Raw genomic sequence first — 15,470 nt, forward strand, 5'->3', positions numbered from 1 at the left:
TATTTTCCTCCTACTCGATTAACTATTAGTGTACATTAAAGATAAATATAAAGATATACACCTATGTAGTTTTGGTGGGTATCTTTATATATTCCTATTCATTTATTTCTTCTGAAATATGAGTTTTCTTTCTATATTCTTTTGTAGCTAAAAATGGCAAATAAATAATACTAAAAATCACAAAGGACAAAAGAACATCTTGCCACCTAATAACAGTATTTGAACCATCTGCACCAAAGAGTAGAAAACCAAGATTATTGTTTAAATAATGTATCATGGACACAGCCCAAATATTTTCCGTCTTAAGATATACATAGCCAAAGAAAACAGAGTAACATATACAAACTATAAGCTGAGTAACTATGCTATAAAAAGAGGTCTCTGGACTATAATAAAATAAATTTATTGGGAAATGCCAAAGTCCCCAAATTACTCCAAGTAAAAGTACACCCCATCTTTTACCAAACTTGTCCTGAAGTACTGGTTGTAAGAAATACCTCCATCCGTATTCCTCTCCAAAGAAAAGAAAATAAGTAAATAAAAAATTTAATGGTAAAAGCAGAAGTAATTTAAAAATAGTCGGATACTTAAGGTATGTAAAAAAATCATCAAGGGATCCACTTATAGCACAGGATATTAAATTTGCTAATAAGTAAAGTACAACAAAAATAAGAATATAGAATAATGATTTCTTACCATTCTTTTTTATGCTAAGTCCAAACTCTTCCCTGGTTTTGCTATCTTCAATACCTAGCATAATAAGTCCCAGAAAACTTCCTGCTGTGACTAATATTCCAGCTACAATCTCTGGCTCACCATATCCAGTAAAGGTCTGTATAGAAAGTATAATTACTGATACCATTGAGAAAATCAAAAATACTCCAAAAAACTTTTTAGGTGCCCTTGTTCTTATTTCCTTGTTACATAAGAATGCAAACATAACTCCCATGGATGGGTAATACATTTGTACGAGGGGAAATGCACCTACAGCCCCTTTAGAATATGCAAAAGCCATTAAAAATCCCATTAATGCTGTCATTCCAAAACATACTATAAAGAATATAATAACAGTACCTTTGCCACTGTGTTGCTTATCCAAATTGTCCATAAATACTCTCCTTATATTTATTACTGTTATACTAAGACAAGTTATATGAATATTTATGTAATTTCATTATATAACTAAGTTTTTACCTCATATAACTAAGGTGCTACCTTAAAATATAATAAATAAAAAACATAAATATTCAACAATTTCATTATATCAAAATTACTAAATATATACAAATCATGGTATTTACGTTAAATTAAAGTAAAACATCAAAGGATTAATTTACCATAAAAAAATATATTGTACATTAAACTAAAATATGATATTATAATCTCACACCAAGGAAATGACTAATAAATAAAAAGTTAAATTTCTGGAATATGCGTTAAGCTCTTATTTTGAACCTACATTTAATTTTAGGGAGTTCAATATTTAAATGAGGAAATGTACCTTCTTGTGAGTCCTTTTCACGGCATTGAGGGCGATTGAGACATCTGTGAGGACACCCACCTATCGTGAGATAGGCTTCAAAATTAGAGTACCGGTATTTTGGATTTTATATTAAAATTTAAGCCAAGCTTATAGTCTTAAGCATTGGCTTTTTGTTTTATCCGATGAATATCAGCTCTAATACTCCCATCTTCTTCAAAATGGTAGTAAAGAGAAGTTACGTCCCTAGAAACGATTTCTACAACTTTCCACTAATCTAATTACAGTTACCCATAGGTATTAATTTAAACTTACCCACAATTCCATAGCTTCATCACGCTTACTACTTAACTCTTCTTTTTTGCAGTATAACTTATTAAGATTTTCATAATCCAACTTTTCATCAGTCATGGCAACATCAATATCCTTTATTTCATTTTCAAGGACTTCAATGATTCTTTCAACCTTAGCCTTTTCCACTTCCTTCTGTTTATCCTCATCAACCTTTTTAGGTTTCTTAACTTTTTCCTGTTTTATCACTGGCTCTTTGATCTCCTGTAGCTTAAGCTGTTCTTTTACATTTTTATAATAATCATAATTTCCAGGATAGCTTTTAAAACCATTATCTTCAATGGCAATTACTCTTTCACTTATTTTATTAATAAAATATCTATCGTGGGATATGAAAAATATAGTTCCTTTAAAGTCTTCTAGAGCTTCTTCAAAGTTTTCTATGGAGTCAATATCAAGATGATTAGTAGGCTCATCCAATATCAATAAATTTACATCTTCATATAATAACTTACCAAGTTTTAGTCTTATTCTCTCGCCCCCAGATAAATGCTTTACTTTTTTAAATACACTATTCCCATAAAACATGAATTTTGATAGATATTCACGTGCTTGACCTTCAAGTATTGAAATATCTTCTCTAAAGCACTCTAGTACAGTAAACTCCTCATTTTTAAAGGTGATTTTCTGTGGTAAATATGCAGCCATTACATTAGCACCTAATTCCACTACACCAGAATCTGGCTTTTCTTCATCTAAAAGCATTTTCAAGAAAGTAGTTTTACCACTACCGTTTGGGCCTATTAATGCTGCTCTTTCACCGAAATGAATCAATAAATCTACATCTCTTAAAATAACCTTATCATCAAAAGATTTAGAAAGCCCTTTAGCCTTAATTGTCTCATTACCAGATCGTTCACCATCTTTAAAGTTAAGCTTCATATTCTTTCTTTCAAACTTTGGTTTTTCAGTTCTTACATATTGACCCCTGGTTCGATAAAATTTATCACTTTCAGTATCACTACTTTTCATTTTATCAAGCTTTTTTTGTAGACTAGCAGCTCGTTTAAAGAATTTATTATTATCTACCCTAGCTGCCCAATCCCTTAACTCCTTTATAGCGTTCTGTAGATTCTTAATCTCCTTTTGCTGCTCCTTATATTGGTGAAATTGTTCAAGGATATTCTCTTCTTTTTGCTTTGAAAAATCAGAATAATTTCCTTTATAAGTCTTACTTTCCATATCCTCTATTTCTATAATCTTTGTTACCACATTATCTAAAAAGTATCTATCATGAGCTACAATAATTACAATACCATTGTAGCTTTTAAGATAAGCTTCAAGCCATTCAGTTGACTCCATATCCAGATGATTTGTAGGCTCATCTAGTAGTAATATATCTGGGTTATCTATGAGCAGTTTGCCAAGGACAACCGTAGTTTTTTCGCCACCACTTAATAAATTAAATTCTTTATTTAAAAAGCTTTCATCTAATTTTAACCCAGTACAAATCCTACTTAATTTTTCTTCTGTATTGTATCCATCTTTAACTTCATATAATTCAACTAATTGGCTATACTGCTTCAGAGCTTTTTCTAAATTATTATCTTCTAAAAACTTCATTCTATCTTCTAATTCACGCATTTTATTCTCTATGCTATAAACTTCTTCAAAGGCTAATTTTAGAACATCAATAACCTTTATGCCATCTTCATACTTAGGAATTTGCTCAAGGTATGCACAAGTAGCTTCTCTAGGCTTACAAATGAAACCTTCATCATATCCTGGACTTGTAGCTCCCGGATACCCAATACAATAATTCATTGGTAACACTCCTGCTATTAACTTAAGAACAGTACTCTTTCCACTTCCATTAACCCCTACTATACCAACTTTTTCTCCTGAAAAAATCTGAAAGGATATATTTTTAAGAACAAGAGTTGCATCCATATATTTTTTTACACCATTTAATGTTAATTCGAACATAAAAATTCCTTCTTCCATCAATAATTCTAATTATGCATTTCATGGATAGGCACAAAAACACCTTAATTATTATAACTTTTTATTATTTAAAAATAAAAAACTGTAAGAAGATGGTTTCTTCTTACAGTCAGAAATACTCTAATACTATTATAATTTACTTAAATAAGATATAGGTTAAAAACATATTATTATGCTATATATCCCATTATATACTCTTCAAAGCTTTTTCTCCAATAGTTAAAGCTTTTTGAAATATTATAAATTATAGTATCAATTTCAATAAAGTAAGTTACCTTCTAAATGCCTTATTCCATAAAGAGCACAACAATAAAACCTAAATATAATTAGGTAAATTAAAACTCATTATAAAATATATTAATTATTAAATTAAAATTAATATTAGCAAATAGCTGGTTTCATAACTTACTTCCTCCTCTTGGCGTTTTTTTTATTATACCATTTTTAATATATTATGTAAATACATTTAAAAACTGTATCAACATAGCTATTTTAATCCACCAATTTAAGACCTATACTATGATTTTCTGTGCATTTTCATGGGTATCATCATATTCTTCTCTAAGTAGTGAACACATATATCTATCAACTAGTTTCCCCTTATTTTTAACACTTTTTCTCATTAATCCTTCTACTTGAAATCCTAAACTGGTTAATAAAGCTAAAGAGCCTGTATTCTCCTTTTGTAAAGTTGCATATATCCTAGCTAACTTTAGTTCCTGAAATGCATACCTAATAAGCATTTGTGCTGCTTCTTTGGTATAACCCTTATTCCAAAATTTTTTTCTTATCCAATATCCAATTTCTCCATTTTCATATTGATAATTAATATTACTTAAGGAAACAACTCCTATAAAGTCATCTGTATTTCTATTGAAAATACCCAGTTCTATGCAAGAATCATCTTTTATAGAATTTAAGTACTTTATATAGCTTTCAGCATCTTCTAAAGTATATGGGTATGGAACTTCATGCATATATTTTGTCTGTTCAAAATCATTTATGTTTTCTTGAAGGGTCTTTGCATTAACTTTGGTTGTAAGCGTTTCCAAATAAATTCTTTCACCTATTAACAAAAGCTTTCTCACAACAACTACTCCTTTTAAAATTATATTTTTAGGTAAATTACAACTTTACCTAATTATAACTCAATATATAAAAAGTTCAATGATAATTTTATAGGGTGAATAAAAATTCACCCTATAAGTCACTGTTATTTATTCTAAAAAACTAAGCTTCATTCTTATGAGCTATTTTTTCTTTCGTTCTTTGGTCAATTTCTTTCTTCAGCTCTCTTAAATAAGGAGAGAATTCCACCTTATCCGCACCATAAGTAAGTTGCAAGTCATATTCTAGCGGAATCCAAGTACTAATATCCGCCTCGTTATGCTGAATGACTGCTTCTAAATTGTCTAAAGCTTTATAAAGCTTTGCTTCATCAGTCTCAAGTTCATTCATTTCCTTTAAAAGTTCTGTGAATTCTTCACGATAAGGAGTATGGAAGGTTGCGATCCATTTGAAAAACATCTCATCCTCTTTTTCATTATCTTCTTCTTTCTTCTCAAATGTAGGAATATCACCAGTAAAGGCTTCACCTAAATCATGAATCAAACACATACGAATTACCTTGTTCATATCAATTTCTGGAAATTCATCACGCATTAATAATGCCATTAATGCAGTACGCCAGCTATGTTCTGCTACACTTTCATGGCGTCCGCTCGATGTCCATGAGTGCCTAGTATTGCATTTTAGTTTTTCTGCTACTGTTAATATTTCTAGAAATGTTGCTGTATTCATACGAAGGTCCCCCTAGAATTTTTATTTGTGGAATATTATAACAAATACATATAAATAAGACCACGCCTATTTGGCTAAAAGTAAATAAATGAAGTTAATTTAAATTATAGATTTCCTAAAATATAATGAAAAAGATCTAAAATATGGAACCTTATTAAGGTGTAGTTCACCTTATTTTATTTCCTTCTATTACTAAACCATTCAATTGTTACTTTTTCCACCTCTTTAGGAAGCTTTTTATTATATACCTCATCATATAGCCATGCCAATGTCTTATTATTTAAATATTTTTTCATTTCATCTTCTGCTTCTAACATTACAACTTTTATTAAACAAGGACATTTGGTATGTGTATCTGGCAAATTCTCTTTATCTAATAATATATTTTTTTGTCTAATTTCTGCACATTGAAAAAATGATTCAGTTCCTTCTACTGCTTCAACAACATCCCAAAATGTTATTTCTTCTGCACTACGAGCTAGCGCATAACCACCTTTTACACCTGGTATAGATTTTACAATTCCTGACTTACTTAATTTTGCATATACTTTTGATAAGTAAGTTTCTGAGATACCTTGAAATGTCGCCAAATCCTTTATTCCCACAGATTTACCTTCTTCTAAATTTACCATATATAATAAACAATGTATTGCATATTCTACTCCTACTGAAAATTTCATTTTTCATACTCCTTTGATATATATAGTCTTTTATTAATAATATCCTATTATTTATTCTTCTTCAAGATAATCATGTTCCATTAAATATGTACTCTCTTACAAAATATCTCCATTGACAAAAGGGAAAAAAAATTATATTCTTATTAAGGATAACTGTTGTCCACGATAATTCTTATCCATAATCTATAAGAAAGAAGGAATGTGAAATGTTTACAGATAAATTTTTTGAGGTACTAAATCATGAAGGAGTAGTTTCTATTGTTACTTGTGCAAATAATACAGCTCATGTCGCTAATACATGGAACAGTTATTTAATTGTTGTAGAAGAAAATAAAATCTTAATTCCTGCAGCAGCTATGATTAAAACAGAAGAAAATATTAATGCTAACCCTAAAGTTAAATTGACTCTTGGTAGTAAAGAAGTAATGGGATACAAATATATGGGAACTGGATTTTTACTTGAAGGAACCGCCAAATTCCTAAAAGATGGAGATAACTTTAAGAAGATGAAAGAAAAATGCCCATTTCTTACAAGAACATTAGAAGTTACAGTTACCTCATGCAAACAAACACTGTAAAGAATATTAAACTCAATCAGAGAAACTATGCTAAGAAAAATAAGGCCTAGAATTAGTTCTAGGCCTTATTTTTTATATAATTTTACATCTTCTTTCTAACTTCTTAATTCAAAAATAAAAAAATGCTTCATACAAAATATTATCTAATTAAAATTGAACCTTTACCAAAACTAAATACTACCTGGGCTGTCAAATGAGCAATAGCTAACTATTGGCATTTTTTATCAAATAGAAATTAGTGTTTTACACCCTTTTCATAATAAATGCTACCCTCTGTTTGTCAAATATTCTCCTTTACTTTCACCGAATCTAATGTCTTCATCTGTATAAGCAAGTCTTCTAACCTCTATGATATTATGAGCATCTTCAATTTTAACCTTTTCAAGATGTAACATAGATTAATCTCCAACATTTTATATTTTTCATTTTTAGGTATATTAAATCCCACTTTCAAAATATGAAAACCTCTGAAACCAACATGGTGACAACAACTAGTTTAATAGTTAAATATTTTTATAGTTAACTATGTTTATATATTTATAGTTAAATAGTTCTCTATATACATTTTTACCTATGTAAATAGTTATGTATATACCTAGATGTGTTCTAAATTAAGTAAAAGTATAATTTTTTTTATTTTAATATATCAATTGACTTATAGACAATATAAGAAAAATATGAAGTAATTAGATTTTAACTTGTCATTTGAAAACCGAGCAATACTGTGAAATAGTTATCTGATATATAGTTTAAAAATATTCTTTTAGTATTAGTTTATTTTAGTCCAAATTAAACACTACACATATAAGTAATCCTATTTCACAAATCGAAAATAATTGAGCACAAAAATAAGTTTTATAGAAATCATCGGACTGTCGTTTTTCAAGTAAATATATAAAAAATATCATTAATGAAAATATAATTCCTATAATTAAACCAAATATGCCTTCATTTTTAAACGAAAACCAAATACCATTTTGCATTCCATATTTCGTAAAATAATAAGCAAATGTCGGAATGGCAATTATATTTGTTGGTATGAATACTTTCAATTTAATAAATTGTGAAATAAAAGCTAAAAAGAATATTGCACCTAGTATAGCAAGGAACAACAAGATATCTTTAAAAGGAAACCCTATAACTTTTCCTGCCTTTTCATTATTACTGCCCAAAACGATTTTCTCACAATAAATTGCTTTATGGGTATGGGTTAGATATCCTATTTTATAAAAATCATATTTACTTACACCAGATGAAAAGAAAAATTCAACCTCTTCTCCTGTAGACAGATAAACATAGTCTGTTGGGTCTTTGCTATAATGTTTTATTTCTACTACTTCCCCAGTGACATAATTTAGTTTTCCAGTTATTAATTGAGGAATATCAAGAAAGTTCGGTTTAAGAAAGTAAATTGTTATGCCCATAACGATTATAAACCAAATAACTTTCCATGGACTAACCTTACTTATATCCCATCTTTTTCTTTTAGAAAAACTTTCTAAATAATTATATCTATGTTTTTCTTTCGTTGCATTTTTTTTAATGCCTAAAAGCCAATTAGAATTTAGTGCTATTATAAGTCCTATTATTAACCAGAATATGATTCCAATTATAAAAAAACATGTTTGAAACATCCTCATTCTTTTACCACCTTAAAATTTTCAATATATATTAGGGTTTATTCAATGTATATCGCTCTTATTTAATTGAATAATGTTCGTACTAATTTACAATTTTCATTTATAAATATAGTTATACAAACTTATTGTAACATAATTACAATATTTAGTTTGTTATATTAGAACTATGTTAGTGATAAAAGCTATCTGCCAGCTCTATTCTCTTAAGAATGTCCGTTAAATCGTCTGTATCAACTACATACATCGCACTCTCTTTAACTTTCGGTGAGCTGTTTATTGCGATAGAGCCTCCACAGTATTGAAAAATTGGAATATCTGTTGAACCATCACCTACAGCAATGCATTCTTCGGGTTTAATACTATTGTTACTACAAAAATCTTGTAAACACTCAATTTTTTGTTCCGCCCCAATATAATTAAGGATTTTTCCAGTAAATACTCCTTCAACTACTTCATAATCACTACCATAATAATAATCAAATCCCCAAATATCACATACAACTTTGGCTACTTGCTTTGGACCGACAGTAATAACAATACATTTAATATTTTGTTCATGTAATGCTTCAACTACACTCTTGATATTTTTTAAAGGTTTTGCAATCTCTAAAAAAGATTGAGCGATTTTACGTTCTTCAAGACCTAAAAGCAATTCTGATCTAAGGTAATCTGCTGATATATAGTCAAGCAGTCCTTTTTCTTCCTGTTCTTGAATGAGAGAGTGCTCTTTTTCTTTCCCATTTAAAATGCATGGCAACATAACGGAATGAATTTCTCTAATGAGAGTATCATCCAAGTCAAAACAAACAAGTTTCAAATTTTTCACTCTAAATACACCATCCTAAAATATAAGTTATACAATTGTAAACTTATTATAACATAATTACAATAATATGTATGACTATATATTAAAAAGCACCTCCTTTAAGAGATGCTTTAATTCAGTATCTATTAAAATTATTCATTAATATTGTTATGATATAGCCATACTTATAACTTCTAATTCCCATTGACCATTTTTATAGACCGCTTTATATTTTGGGAAAACTGCTCCTAAGTTGCCAAACCAGGAAGTAGATTCAACCACAGCTTTATTATTCTTAAATTGCTCTACTTTAATTGAAAGCATTGTTCCATTTAAAGTTCTTGACATCATGCCATTGTCATCAAATTCAAAAAGTGATTTATCATCTTTAACATCTTCATACCAATATACATTTTCTGTTAGACTTTTAAGTCCTTCAAGTACATCTTCCTTTGCCTTTTCTTCTATAAGTCCGTCTAATGTGTCTTTTTGTACAGCAATGAAGCCGTTTCCTCCATTCTCTATTTGAAAGGCTGCACTCATAACTGCAACATACAATTTAACCCGTTTAACTTCTTCTTCAGTGTACTGACTATTATCATTCTGTATTGGGTTAGTAGTCTCCTTACAAATAGAAATATTTGTCTTTGTATGTGATACATATATAGCTACGGCTATAGCTCCAATAATGCATAGAGCTAAAATTCCTATAATAATTTTTTTCATTGATTTGACCCCTTTCATATATCTAATATTTAAACTTATACCATAAATAAATATAAATTATATACGAATTTAAAAGGTCACTAGTTCTCAATAGGTTACAATATAACTTCAAATCTTTTCTTCCGCGTTATTTATATTATTTTTTTCATCTTAATAAACTCAAACTCTCCACCATTTGTTTTTTGCATATATTTCTCTACAAACTGGAAGCCTATGTTCTCATATACTTTTATTGCTCGCTTATTAAATGAGGCAACTGCCAACATAATATAATCTTTCTTATACTCAAATTCTTTTATCCCAAAGTTAATACCAGCAACTACAAATTCAGCCCCGATCCCTCTTCCAGTTAATTCAGGCTTTAGACCAAACCCTATCCACAGAATACCACCTTCAAAGTAGTATGAGTAATAAGCAATTAACTCACATTCATCATTAAGAACTGCGAAATAATGTCCTTCCCAATTATCTTCATTTAGAAATTCTTTTAAATCTTCTTCGTCAGCTATCATGTCATAGAATGAATATACTCCATTATATTTCCAATTATATGCAATCTCATTTGCATATTCTTTATTCATAGGAATAAAAACATAATTCAAAATATCCCCTCCTCCTTTGCAAATTGTTATATATTGTCTTAAAACGGTTAATTTGTAGTTTTAAGACTACAAACTTATTGTAACATAATTACAATAAAGTGTTTGTTCATATATAAAAAGCACCTCATTAAAGAGATGCTTAAGAATCAAATATAATTACCGTTTCTGTATAAAAGCATAATAAATAACTATTTTAAAATCCATTCATATATGCACTCTTGTCGTTCTCCCTCTAGATACAGTTCATTATATGGTGGCAAATCTACTATCTCTTTAAGTTTAAGTCCTGCTTTTTCGCAAGTTTTTCGAGATGGGTAGTTCTCTGGATTGCAAGTTATTATAAGTCTATTCATTCCATGTGCAATGGCTACATCTTTGATAATTTTACAAGCCTTTGAAGCATAATTATTTCCCCTATAGTTTTCTTCAACTCTATAACCAATATGACCACCATAATATAAATTTTCATTATACCCAATTCGTATATCAATAGCACCTATACTATCATCTGAATCATGTAGCGTAATTCTATATTTATATGCAGGTACATAACCTTTTTCCTCATTAGCTGGAGTTTTTTCAACAATTTTTAAATCAATCTCGCCATCAGTTAAGTAATCAAAATCTTTGAACTCAAACATCTATATTCCTCCTTTATTTTAATCAATTTTAGCCTTATGTATTATAAGATTATTAATGTTCCAATCATCAAAATTTCCATTTTTAACTCCAATCACTATAAAATAAGTTCATATTTTTGTACAATAGATACTTATATTTGATTTTATATCCTATATTGTAATATATTTTACAACATATATTAATATATTGTAAAAGAACAATTATATAAGAACGCACGGTTGGTATGTCTCTTGGTTATCATATTATTTATTTCAAATGCGACGTAAAAAACACTGTAAAATTCAAATTTGAATAATACAGTGTTTTAATGAATCGCTCGTCTTTTCAGTTGTTACGTTAAATAAGAATGGTGTAAATTAGTTCACCTCTATCACTTCAATCATTTTGAATTATTTTCTACTGCTGCTACTGCTTCAATTTCTACCAATTGATTTGTATATCCTAATACTGTAACTCCAAATAAGGTGCTTGGAACATCATGATCACCAAACTCTTTTATTATTTTTTCCCATGCAGTTACCAAATCTGACTGATTTTGAGATGCTACAAGAACTCTGGTATATACAACGTCTTCCAAAGTGGCCCCACAGTCCTTCAGTGCTTCCTTCAAATTCTCTACACAAAGTTTTGCCTGAAGCTCATAATCACTCAAATTAGGTACTTCTCCATCTCTATTAATGGGACATGCACCCGCCAAAAATAATAAGTCCATTCCTGAAGGTATACGTCCAGCATAAGCATAATCTACTGGAGCTAAATTTGTAGAATGAATTAATGATATTTTTTTATTCATTTTGACTCTCTCCTTTTGTTCTAATATATACGAGAATAATTAAAAATTCATTTTTAAAATGAATTTTATGTTCAATATCATTTTAAAGCTTCTATATTTTTTATGAAAGATAATAATCGTTTCTATATCATCTTTTATACAAAAGCTACCACCCATTACAAGAGTGGTAGCTTTTTACTAGTTATCTTTTTTATATACAATTTTCTTAATACTACTATGTGAAAGGAAGAATTCTTCAGCAAGATTGCTAATTGATTGCCCACCTATATATTGGTTTAATATCTTTGCATTTCTAGCTTTTATATAATCTCGGCTTTTAGATTTTTCACCCCATCTTTTTCTCTTTTCAGGAGGGGAAGGCACATATATATATTCACCTTGAATATACTTTTGAATTTCTTTAACTAAATCATCTGGTAATATTCTATCAATTCTTACATATTTCATAAAGCTCACTTCCTTAAATTTATTATTTAATTAAGGAAACAAAGCCTGTATATGTATGAATTTATTTATGAAAAGCGACTAAAATCTATCTCTGTGCAAATTGTCGCCCAAACTCATACTTACAGACTTTGCACAGAGTATTTTAAGCATTTTTCTATCCATGAGGTTAATATTCATGATATCACACTCCCTATTTATATTAAGTCAATTATATTATTTATTAAGACGATACGCAATTTTTTACTAATTTAACTTAATTAATGGTAATTATATTATTATATCATATTTACGCTGCCTTATATGGTTATTTTTGTAACAAAAATCAAATATCTTACTTCTTAACACTGTATTATTCAATTCTCAAAGAACATAATTTATTGTCTAGTTCGCATTTTCTACAAATTGCATAATATATTTGAATTACAAAACAAAAATACCGCATATTCATATTGAATAATACGGTATTTTACATACGTTATTTAATTAAATATTTGTTACGCTATTTAAGAATATTGAGATCTAAGAATTAATTTATTGCGCTGTTTTCATTGCTCTCATAGAGTTTAATACTGCAATTAGTGTTACACCTACATCACCAAATACAGCCTCCCACATAGTTCCTAATCCAAGAGCTACAAGTACTAATATTATTGCTTTAATACCTAAAGCAAAGACAATATTTTGCATAACTATTGCTCTTGTTTTCTTAGCTATTTTTATTGCAGATGCAATCTTTGAAGGTTCATCAGTCATTATTACAACGTCAGCAGCTTCTATTGCTGCATCTGAACCGACACCACCCATAGCTATCCCAATATCTGCTCTTGCTAAAACTGGAGCATCATTTATTCCATCACCAACAAATATTAACTTGCCTTTAGAGGATTTTTCTTTATCTAATGCTTCTACTTTTTCAACCTTTTGATCTGGTAATAACTCTGAATATACTTCATCTAACCCTAATTGCTTGGCAACTTTAGTTCCAACAACTTTATTATCTCCTGTAAGCATAACAGTTTTTCTAACACCAATTTCTTTTAAAGCTTTAATTGCCTTAGCTGAATCTTCTTTCACTTCATCTGAGATAACTATATATCCTGCATACTCTTTATTAACAGCAACATGCACTACAGTACCTATTGTTTCAACTTGTGCATAGGATATATTTTCTTTACTCATTAACTTGTAATTACCTGCTAAAACTTCTTTACCTAAAACAGTAGCTTTTATACCATGTCCTGAAATCTCTTCATAATTTTCAATTGATTCATTATCTATTTCCTTACTATATGCTTTAACAATAGAAGTTGCTATTGGATGATTAGAAAAGCTCTCAGCAAAGGCTGCATAAGTGATAAGTTCGTCCCTTGATACATTGCCTTGAGGTTGTATTTCTGTCACCTTAAATACACCCTTAGTTAATGTTCCAGTTTTATCAAATACTACAACTTCTACATTATTTAATGCCTCAAGGTAGTTTCCACCTTTAACAAGTATTCCATTTTTTGAAGCTCCACCTATACCACCAAAGAAACCAAGAGGAATAGATACAACTAAAGCACATGGGCAAGATACTACTAAAAAGGCTAATGCTCTATATATCCACTCTGAGAAGGTAGCTCCACTTATAAATAGTGGTGGTAATACAGCTAATGCTAATGCTGAGAAAACCACAGCAGGTGTATAATATCTTGCAAATTTTGTTATAAAGTTTTCTGTGGGAGCTTTTTTACTACTTGCATTTTGAACTAAATCAAGTATCTTAGCAATAGTAGAATCTCCAAATTCTTTTTCTACTTCTATAGTTAATAGTCCATTTTTATTAATAACTCCGCCTAGTACATTATCTCCTATTTCTACCTCTCTAGGAACTGATTCACCAGTAAGTGCAGAAGTATCTACCATAGAAATTCCTTCAATTACTTTACCATCTAGAGGAACCTTTTCCCCAGGTCTTACAACTATAATATCACCTATATTAACCTCTTCTGGTGATACCTTTTTAATATCACTACCAATTTTTAAGTTCGCAAAATCCGGCCTTATATCCATTAATTCTGCTATGGATTTTCTTGAGCGATTTACAGCCATACCTTGGAATATTTCACCTAATTGATAGAATAGCATAACTGCCACACCTTCTGGGAACTCACCAATAGCAAAAGCTCCTATAGTAGCTATACTCATAAGGAAGTTTTCATCAAAAATTTGACCTCCTCTAATATTTTTCAATGCTCTTAACACAACTTCTCCACCAACAAGGAGATAACTAACTAAAAACAATGATAACTCAACATAAAAATTAAATTTAAAAGCTGTAGCAAAGGCAAAAATTGCTGCGCCAACTCCAAGTCTTACAAATTCCTTTTTGCTATTTTCATGCTCATGCTCATGATTATGATCATGGGATCTTTGCTTTCTGTTCTGATTTCCTTCTTCAGCATATACTTTTACATCAGGTTCAATCCTTTTAACAATTTGTTTAACTGATTCAATAATATTATCTTTATCGCTATTGTTTTCCACTTCTAGAATAAGTTTTTGAGCTACAAAATCAACTACAGCACTACTAACATTAGTAATATTTTGAGATTCTTTTTCAATTTTTGATGCGCAATTTGCACAGCATAACCCCTCAAGAATTATCACTAATTTGTTTGACTTTCCTACAGACTTTTCTTTAACTTTTACATGTGATTCTATTTTGTTTATTGACTCTATAGATGAAGCAATTAACTCATTAACTTTACTTATTTCTTCTAACTCCATAGTTAAAGTTTTAGTGACAAAATTTACTGATGCATTGGCAATTCCATCAATACTATTTAGTTTTGTCTCTATTTTTGATGCACAATGTGCGCAGTCTAACCCTTCCAAAATGAATTGCTTTCTTACTTTTCCAGGGTTTTTCTTTGTCGTTGTTCTCAATTCCATAATAGTATTTGATTTATTATTTGATTGAGATTTTATTTGTAATGATTT

General features: G+C 29.4%; 15 protein-coding genes and 1 other RNA gene. 2 read left to right on the top strand and 14 right to left on the bottom strand.

What is annotated here, in order from left to right; all coding sequences use genetic code 11:
• Positions 1 to 94 precede the first annotated feature (94 nt).
• Positions 95 to 1,108 carry a type II CAAX endopeptidase family protein gene (locus B3B03_RS06155; RefSeq protein WP_346846894.1) on the bottom strand — a complete coding sequence of 338 codons (1,014 nt, stop codon included), beginning with the start codon at positions 1,106 to 1,108 and terminating at the stop codon, positions 95 to 97.
• A gap of 310 nt (positions 1,109 to 1,418) precedes the next feature.
• Between B3B03_RS06155 and ssrS the strand changes: the two genes are divergently transcribed.
• Positions 1,419 to 1,611, top strand: a non-coding RNA gene (gene ssrS, locus B3B03_RS06160) — 6S RNA.
• Positions 1,612 to 1,780: 169 nt separating this feature from the next.
• Here the strand turns inward: ssrS and abc-f are convergent.
• From abc-f to B3B03_RS06180, 4 genes are all read right to left on the bottom strand, one after another.
• Complete coding sequence (gene abc-f, locus B3B03_RS06165) at positions 1,781 to 3,757, bottom strand: ribosomal protection-like ABC-F family protein (protein ID WP_346876714.1); 1,977 nt, start codon at positions 3,755 to 3,757, stop codon at positions 1,781 to 1,783.
• Between the two features lie 530 nt (positions 3,758 to 4,287).
• Complete coding sequence (locus B3B03_RS06170) at positions 4,288 to 4,863, bottom strand: GNAT family N-acetyltransferase (RefSeq protein WP_346876715.1); 576 nt, start codon at positions 4,861 to 4,863, stop codon at positions 4,288 to 4,290.
• A 142-nt stretch (positions 4,864 to 5,005) separates the two neighbouring features.
• Positions 5,006 to 5,575 carry an HD domain-containing protein gene (locus B3B03_RS06175; RefSeq protein WP_346876716.1) on the bottom strand — a complete coding sequence of 190 codons (570 nt, stop codon included), beginning with the start codon at positions 5,573 to 5,575 and terminating at the stop codon, positions 5,006 to 5,008.
• A gap of 176 nt (positions 5,576 to 5,751) precedes the next feature.
• Positions 5,752 to 6,255: an Rrf2 family transcriptional regulator gene (locus tag B3B03_RS06180; RefSeq protein ID WP_346876717.1), complete on the bottom strand. Its 504-nt coding sequence runs from the start codon at positions 6,253 to 6,255 to the stop codon at positions 5,752 to 5,754.
• Positions 6,256 to 6,461: 206 nt separating this feature from the next.
• Here B3B03_RS06180 and B3B03_RS06185 point away from each other — a divergent pair, with 206 nt between their 5' ends.
• A complete protein-coding gene (locus B3B03_RS06185) occupies positions 6,462 to 6,833 on the top strand; it encodes a pyridoxamine 5'-phosphate oxidase family protein (protein WP_346876718.1) in 372 nt (123 codons plus the stop codon).
• Positions 6,834 to 7,099: 266 nt separating this feature from the next.
• Here the strand turns inward: B3B03_RS06185 and B3B03_RS06190 are convergent, their stop codons facing one another.
• The 9 genes from B3B03_RS06190 to B3B03_RS06230 form a co-directional block, all read right to left on the bottom strand.
• Positions 7,100 to 7,228: a hypothetical protein gene (locus B3B03_RS06190; protein WP_346876719.1), complete on the bottom strand. Its 129-nt coding sequence runs from the start codon at positions 7,226 to 7,228 to the stop codon at positions 7,100 to 7,102.
• A gap of 384 nt (positions 7,229 to 7,612) precedes the next feature.
• Entirely contained in the window at positions 7,613 to 8,473 is an 861-nt protein-coding gene (locus B3B03_RS06195) for a hypothetical protein (RefSeq protein WP_346876720.1), read from the bottom strand.
• Positions 8,474 to 8,642: 169 nt separating this feature from the next.
• Positions 8,643 to 9,299, bottom strand: coding sequence for an HAD family phosphatase (locus B3B03_RS06200; protein ID WP_346846887.1), 657 nt, complete (start codon positions 9,297 to 9,299; stop codon positions 8,643 to 8,645).
• A 147-nt stretch (positions 9,300 to 9,446) separates the two neighbouring features.
• The gene (locus B3B03_RS06205; RefSeq protein ID WP_346876721.1) at positions 9,447 to 10,004 is read right to left on the bottom strand and encodes a hypothetical protein; all 558 of its coding nucleotides are present in this window, start codon (positions 10,002 to 10,004) and stop codon (positions 9,447 to 9,449) included.
• Between the two features lie 131 nt (positions 10,005 to 10,135).
• Positions 10,136 to 10,606, bottom strand: a complete 471-nt coding sequence (locus B3B03_RS06210; protein WP_346876722.1) for a GNAT family N-acetyltransferase — start codon at positions 10,604 to 10,606, stop codon at positions 10,136 to 10,138.
• 188 nt (positions 10,607 to 10,794) lie between these two features.
• A complete protein-coding gene (locus B3B03_RS06215) occupies positions 10,795 to 11,247 on the bottom strand; it encodes a GNAT family N-acetyltransferase (RefSeq protein WP_346876723.1) in 453 nt (150 codons plus the stop codon).
• A 380-nt stretch (positions 11,248 to 11,627) separates the two neighbouring features.
• The gene (locus B3B03_RS06220) at positions 11,628 to 12,041 is read right to left on the bottom strand and encodes a RidA family protein (protein ID WP_346846883.1); all 414 of its coding nucleotides are present in this window, start codon (positions 12,039 to 12,041) and stop codon (positions 11,628 to 11,630) included.
• A gap of 177 nt (positions 12,042 to 12,218) precedes the next feature.
• Positions 12,219 to 12,488 (bottom strand): CD3324 family protein, encoded by a 270-nt coding sequence (locus B3B03_RS06225; protein ID WP_346876724.1) that lies wholly within the window; start codon positions 12,486 to 12,488, stop codon positions 12,219 to 12,221.
• A gap of 531 nt (positions 12,489 to 13,019) precedes the next feature.
• On the bottom strand, positions 13,020 to 15,422 hold the full coding sequence (locus tag B3B03_RS06230) for a heavy metal translocating P-type ATPase (RefSeq protein WP_346877178.1): 2,403 nt from the start codon (positions 15,420 to 15,422) through the stop codon (positions 13,020 to 13,022).
• Positions 15,423 to 15,470 lie beyond the last annotated feature (48 nt).

It is taken from the genome of Clostridium sp. UBA5712, from assembly GCF_002419845.1.
Taxonomy (GTDB): domain Bacteria; phylum Bacillota; class Clostridia; order Clostridiales; family Clostridiaceae; genus Clostridium_J; species Clostridium_J sulfidigenes.

Excerpts from the sequence above, each read along its gene's own strand:
- B3B03_RS06155 (WP_346846894.1), bottom strand. The coding sequence starts at position 1,108 with ATGGACAATTTGGATAAGCAACACAGTGGCAAAGGTACTGTTATTATA.
- abc-f (WP_346876714.1), bottom strand. The coding sequence starts at position 3,757 with ATGTTCGAATTAACATTAAATGGTGTAAAAAAATATATGGATGCAACT.
- B3B03_RS06175 (WP_346876716.1), bottom strand. The coding sequence starts at position 5,575 with ATGAATACAGCAACATTTCTAGAAATATTAACAGTAGCAGAAAAACTA.
- B3B03_RS06180 (WP_346876717.1), bottom strand. The coding sequence starts at position 6,255 with ATGAAATTTTCAGTAGGAGTAGAATATGCAATACATTGTTTATTATAT.
- B3B03_RS06185 (WP_346876718.1), top strand. The coding sequence starts at position 6,462 with ATGTTTACAGATAAATTTTTTGAGGTACTAAATCATGAAGGAGTAGTT.
- B3B03_RS06190 (WP_346876719.1), bottom strand. The coding sequence starts at position 7,228 with ATGTTACATCTTGAAAAGGTTAAAATTGAAGATGCTCATAATATCATA.
- B3B03_RS06195 (WP_346876720.1), bottom strand. The coding sequence starts at position 8,473 with ATGAGGATGTTTCAAACATGTTTTTTTATAATTGGAATCATATTCTGG.
- B3B03_RS06205 (WP_346876721.1), bottom strand. The coding sequence starts at position 10,004 with ATGAAAAAAATTATTATAGGAATTTTAGCTCTATGCATTATTGGAGCT.
- B3B03_RS06215 (WP_346876723.1), bottom strand. The coding sequence starts at position 11,247 with ATGTTTGAGTTCAAAGATTTTGATTACTTAACTGATGGCGAGATTGAT.
- B3B03_RS06220 (WP_346846883.1), bottom strand. The coding sequence starts at position 12,041 with ATGAATAAAAAAATATCATTAATTCATTCTACAAATTTAGCTCCAGTA.
- B3B03_RS06225 (WP_346876724.1), bottom strand. The coding sequence starts at position 12,488 with ATGAAATATGTAAGAATTGATAGAATATTACCAGATGATTTAGTTAAA.
- B3B03_RS06230 (WP_346877178.1), bottom strand. The coding sequence starts at position 15,422 with ATGGAATTGAGAACAACGACAAAGAAAAACCCTGGAAAAGTAAGAAAG.